Here is a 4,851-nt window from a genome sequence, read left to right on the forward strand (position 1 = left end):
CCGCCGGGCTCGGCCAGCCCGTGGTGGTGGACAACCGCCCCGGCGCCGGCGGCAATATCGGCACCGACATGGCCGCCAAGGCGACGGACGGCCACACCATCTGCCTGTCGATCAACGGGCCGATCACCACCGCCCCGGCCCTGTACCGCAACCTGCCCTATGACCCGCAGCGAGACCTGCGGCCGATCGCCATGGCGGTGCGGGCGCCGCAGCTGCTGGTCGTCACGCCCGGCGTGCCGGCGCGGAGCCTCGCGGAGTTCTTCGCCTATGTGAGGGCCAACCCGGGCAGGCTCTCCTTCGCCTCGGTCGGCGCCGGCTCGGGTGGCCACCTCGCCATGGTGGAGCTGATGGCGCGCGAGGGGCTGCGGATGGAGCACGTGCCCTATCGCGGCTTCCCGCAGGCGGTGCTCGACATGGTGGCCGGCCGCATCGAGACCATGGTGGTCACCATCGGCGCCGTGCTGCCGCAGGTGCGCGACGGCCAGCTCATCGCCCTCGCCTGCACCGGCGAGCACCGCGCCGCCGAGATGCCGGATGTGCCGACCCTGGCCGAAGCCGGGATCAAGGACGCTACCTCCTATGGCTGGAGCGGCCTCTTCGCCCCGGCCTCGATGCCCGAGCCGCATCGCGCCCGGCTGGAGGCGCTGGCCGTGGCCGGGTTCCGCAAGCCGCAGGTCCGCCAGGCGCTGGAGAATATCGGCTTCGAGGTGATGGGCCTGCCCAGCCAGGACTTCGCCCGCTTCATCGCCGCCGAGACGGAACGCTGGGGCAGCCTGATCCGCAAGCTGGACATCCAGGCCGACTGAGCCCCCTTCCGGCGCCGGCCCCGGAACCGGCGCCGGCCCGTGGCGTTACAACGCGTTGCAAAGCCGTTCCGCCCCGGCCACGGCCCGAGGTTGTGCCGGACCCCGCACGCCCCCATCTCCCGGTCGGGAGCCGGTCCGCCCCTGGCCATCGGCCCGTGGCCCCGGCTTTTCCGGCGAGGATCGGAGAGGGTCCGCCAGCCCGCGTGGTCGGGCGGCGGCGCCCCGGATCACCGTCCGGCAAGCAGAATCCGGCGGCCGGGCGATTACGCCGCGTGCCTTTCTGCTCTAGTGTCGGTAGGGAAACGCGATCGAGGCGCCGCCGGGCGCGCCTTGGCATAATGACAGGAATTGAGGCCGCACCATGGGTTCGTTCAGCATCTGGCACTGGCTCATCGTCCTGCTGGTGGTCCTGCTGCTCTTCGGAAGCGGCAAGATCAGCGGTCTGATGGGTGACCTCGCCACCGGCATCAAGTCGTTCAAGAAGAACATGCGCGAGGACGAGGACGAGTCCATGGCGCGCGACACCCAGGCGCCGCCGGCCAACCTGCCGCCCCCGCCCCCGGGCACGCCGACCACCGGCACCAACAACGCCACCACCACGGCCAATCCGGGCCGCCCCGCGGCCTGAACCGTGCAGGGGAGCCCGGGCGACGGTCCACGGGCTCTCCTTTCCCGGCACCGACCGCCCTGGCGCCCTTTTCCGCGCCCCGGAATTCTGACAGACCAGCGCCGGCCCAGGAGGCTTCCCGCAGGGAGTCCCCGGGGTCGGCTTTCCCTTGCCGGGGCCACGCGCCCCGGCTTCCCCCTGTCCGGGAGATCGGGTCATGGAGCTGGCGGAAGCGGTCAGCCGCATCATCGGGGCCGGCCGGCGCATGGACGCGCGCGGCTGGGTCCCCGCCACGGCGGGAAACCTTTCCATCCGCCTGCCCGGCGACCGGGTCGCGGTCACGCGCTCCGGCTGCCACAAGGGCTTTTTGCAGGACGGGCACGTCATGGTCGTGGACCTGGACGGCAGGCCCGAGGACCCGTCGCTGCGGCCTTCGGCGGAAACCCTACTGCATTGCGGCGCCTATCGCCACTTCCCCGAGGCGGGGGCGGTGCTGCACGGCCACAGCGTCCCCAACACGGTGATGTCGCGCATGTCGGGCGACGAGATCCTGCTGGAAGGCTACGAGCTGCTGAAGGCCTTCCCCGGCCTGCCCACCCACGAGGCCACGGTCGGCCTGCCGGTCTTCGACAACGACCAGGACATCGCCCGCCTCCAGTCCCGCGTTTCCGCCCGCTGGCGGGAGATGGCGGAGGACGACACGATCGTTCCGCCGGGCTATTTGATCCGCGGCCACGGCGTCTATGTATGGGCCGCCGACATGGATGGGGCCCTGGCGCGGCTGGAGGCCCTGGAGTTCATGCTGGGCTGCGAGCTGATCGCGCAGAGCCGAGGAGGGATGTTCGAATGAGCCGCCTGGTCGTTCACGACGCCGCCACCAAGGCGGTGGAGCTCGACACCGACAACGCCACCGCCATCGCCGAGACCCTGGCCGCCATCGGCGTGCGGTTCGAGCGCTGGCCCGTCGTCTCGCTGCCCCAGGGTGCCGATGCCGAGGCGGTGCTGGATGCCTACCGCCCGCACCTGGACGCACTGCTGGGCCAGACCGGCGCCGGCTCCTCCGACGTGATCAAGCTCTCTCCCGACCATCCGCAGCGTGAGACGCTGCGCACCAAGTTCCTCGACGAGCACACCCATACCGAGGACGAGGTCCGCTTCTTCCACGAGGGCTCTGGCAACTTCATCCTGCACGTGAACGGCAAGGTCTATGATGCCCACTGCACGGAGGGCGACCTGATCAGCGTCCCGGCGAACACGCAGCACTGGTTCGACGCCGGCACGCATCCCTCCTTCACCGCGGTACGGATCTTCACCGACACCTCGGGCTGGGTGCCGCACTACACGGGCACGGACATGGCGAAGCGCTTCCCGGCCGCCCACGGCACGCCCGCGCAGGCATGAGCGCTCCGGTGCCCGCCACCCGCTTGGCCGCGATCCTCACCGACATCGAGGGCACGACCAGCGCCATCGCCTTCGTGAAAGAGGTGCTGTTCCCCTTCGCGGAGGCGGAACTCGACCGCTTCCTGGACCGCCATGGCGGGGAGGCCGAGGTCGCCGCCATCCTGGCCGGGGTGCGCGAGCTCGCACCGGGGCAGGAGCCGCGCGCCGTCCTGCGCACCTGGATGGCATCGGATGCCAAGGTCACGCCGCTGAAGGCACTGCAGGGGCTGATCTGGCGGCAGGGCTACGAGGATGGGCGGCTCACCTCGCATCTCTATCCGGACGTGGCCCCTTGCCTGCGTGCCTGGTCCGCGGCCGGGCTGCGCCTCTGCGTCTATTCCTCCGGCTCGGTGGAGGCGCAGAAGCTGCTCTTCGGCCACAGCCCGGCGGGCGACCTGACGCCGATCTTCTCGGGCTTCTTCGACACCCGCGTCGGCGCCAAGCGCGAGGCCGCGAGCTACCGCACCATCACCGCCGGGCTGCACCTGCCGGCAGGGGAGATCCTCTTCCTGTCCGATGTGGCCGAGGAGCTGGACGCGGCCCGGGAGGCCGGCCTCGCCACCTGCCAGCTCGTCCGGCCCGAGGATGGCACGCAACCCTCCGGCCGCCATCCCGAGGCGGGCGGCTTCCCGGCCGTGGCCTCGCTCTTCGGGCTACCACACGCTTGAACCCCTGCGGTGCGGGTCCGCCGTGCCCGCAACGCGCGAACACGTCACCCAAGCATGGCGGAATCGTCATGCGGCGGACCCTGGCCGCAGGTTTGCGGCGGCGTCATAGATACCTTCCCGCCCATCCAGCCCGTGAGATCCCCCCGCTCCCATGCTGACCACCTACACTGTGGTGAATGGCCGCCTGGAGGTCAGGGAGGGCACGCGCCCCCCCGAGGAACTGCGAACCGCCGTCTGGCTCGACCTGCTGAACCCGAGCCGGGAGGAGGAGCGCGCCGTCCAGGACGCCCTGGGGCTGGAGGTGCCGACGCGCGAGGAGCAGCAGGAGATCGAGAGCTCCTCCCGCCTCTACCGGGAGGAGGATGCCCTCTTCCTCACCGCCAACTTCCTCTACGGGGTGGAGGAAGGCGAGTTCGGCAGCACGCCCATCACCTTCGTCCTCGCCGCGCACAACCTGATCACCGTGCGCTATGCCACGCCCAAGGCCATCGCCATGTTCTCCACCCGTTGCCGCAAGCACCCGCCGAGCCTGCTGCGCTCCCCCGACCAGGTGATGATCGGCATCTTCGAGAGCGTGGTGGACCGGCTGGCCGATATCCTGGAGCGGGTGGGCGCGGACATGGACACCGCCAGCCGCACCGCCTTCCGCTCCGCCAAGGGCACCACCAAGGCGAACCGGCGGGACGAGGACCTCCGCAACGCGCTGATCGCCCTGGGCCAGGTGGGCGAGGTTACCAGCCGTGCCAGCGAGACCCTGCTCGGCCTCAGCCGCATCCTGACCTATCTCGGCACGGAGAAGGACGCGCTGGTGCGCAAGGAGAACACCACGCAGGTGAAGACCCTGGTGCGCGACCTGAAGTCCCTGGTGGACCATGCGGGCTTCCTGGCCAACAAGGCGAACTTCCTGCTCGACGCCATCCTGGGCGTCATCAACATCGACCAGAACGGCATCATCAAGACCTTTACCGTGGCCTCGGTGGCGTTGATGCCGCCCACCCTGATCGCCAGCATCTACGGCATGAACTTCAAGGACATGCCCGAGCTGGGCTGGGATTTCGGCTATCCGGTGGCGATCGGGCTGATGGTGGTCACCGCGATCCTGCCGGTGCTCTACTTCAAGCGCAAGGGCTGGCTCTGAGCCGCCGTCCCGGCGCGGCGCCCCACGGGCCCGGAGCGGCATCCGGCCTATCCCGGAACAGGTGGCACTTCCTGTATGCTGCGCCGCGTGACGCGCACCCCCCGCCCCTTCCCGTTCCTGTCACTCCTTGGGCCGCTCCTCAGGCCATCCTCCGGCCTGCTGGCGGCCTCGCTGGCCCTGGCCGCCTGTGGC

6 protein-coding genes are annotated in these 4,851 nt (G+C 70.4%); all 6 read left to right on the forward strand.

Features of this window, described 5'->3' with window-relative positions; genetic code table 11:
* On the forward strand, positions 1 to 806 hold an 806-nt coding region (locus ROTAS13_RS19285; RefSeq protein WP_075823135.1), incomplete at its 5' end, for a tripartite tricarboxylate transporter substrate binding protein.
* A gap of 361 nt (positions 807 to 1,167) precedes the next feature.
* Positions 1,168 to 1,434 carry a twin-arginine translocase TatA/TatE family subunit gene (locus tag ROTAS13_RS19290; protein WP_019461502.1) on the forward strand — a complete coding sequence of 89 codons (267 nt, stop codon included), beginning with the start codon at positions 1,168 to 1,170 and terminating at the stop codon, positions 1,432 to 1,434.
* A gap of 196 nt (positions 1,435 to 1,630) precedes the next feature.
* A complete protein-coding gene (locus ROTAS13_RS19295) occupies positions 1,631 to 2,263 on the forward strand; it encodes a methylthioribulose 1-phosphate dehydratase (RefSeq protein WP_075823136.1) in 633 nt (210 codons plus the stop codon).
* Complete coding sequence (locus ROTAS13_RS19300; protein ID WP_075823137.1) at positions 2,260 to 2,814, forward strand: acireductone dioxygenase; 555 nt, start codon at positions 2,260 to 2,262, stop codon at positions 2,812 to 2,814. Before ROTAS13_RS19295 ends, ROTAS13_RS19300 begins: the two co-directional genes overlap by 4 nt.
* Positions 2,811 to 3,521, forward strand: a complete 711-nt coding sequence (mtnC, locus tag ROTAS13_RS19305) for an acireductone synthase (protein ID WP_075823138.1) — start codon at positions 2,811 to 2,813, stop codon at positions 3,519 to 3,521. Before ROTAS13_RS19300 ends, mtnC begins: the two co-directional genes overlap by 4 nt.
* 151 nt (positions 3,522 to 3,672) lie before the next feature.
* A complete protein-coding gene (gene corA, locus ROTAS13_RS19310) occupies positions 3,673 to 4,659 on the forward strand; it encodes a magnesium/cobalt transporter CorA (RefSeq protein ID WP_019461506.1) in 987 nt (328 codons plus the stop codon).
* Positions 4,660 to 4,851 lie beyond the last annotated feature (192 nt).

Origin of the sequence: Roseomonas sp. TAS13, assembly GCF_001950415.1 — a bacterium.
GTDB lineage: Bacteria > Pseudomonadota > Alphaproteobacteria > Acetobacterales > Acetobacteraceae > Roseomonas > Roseomonas mucosa.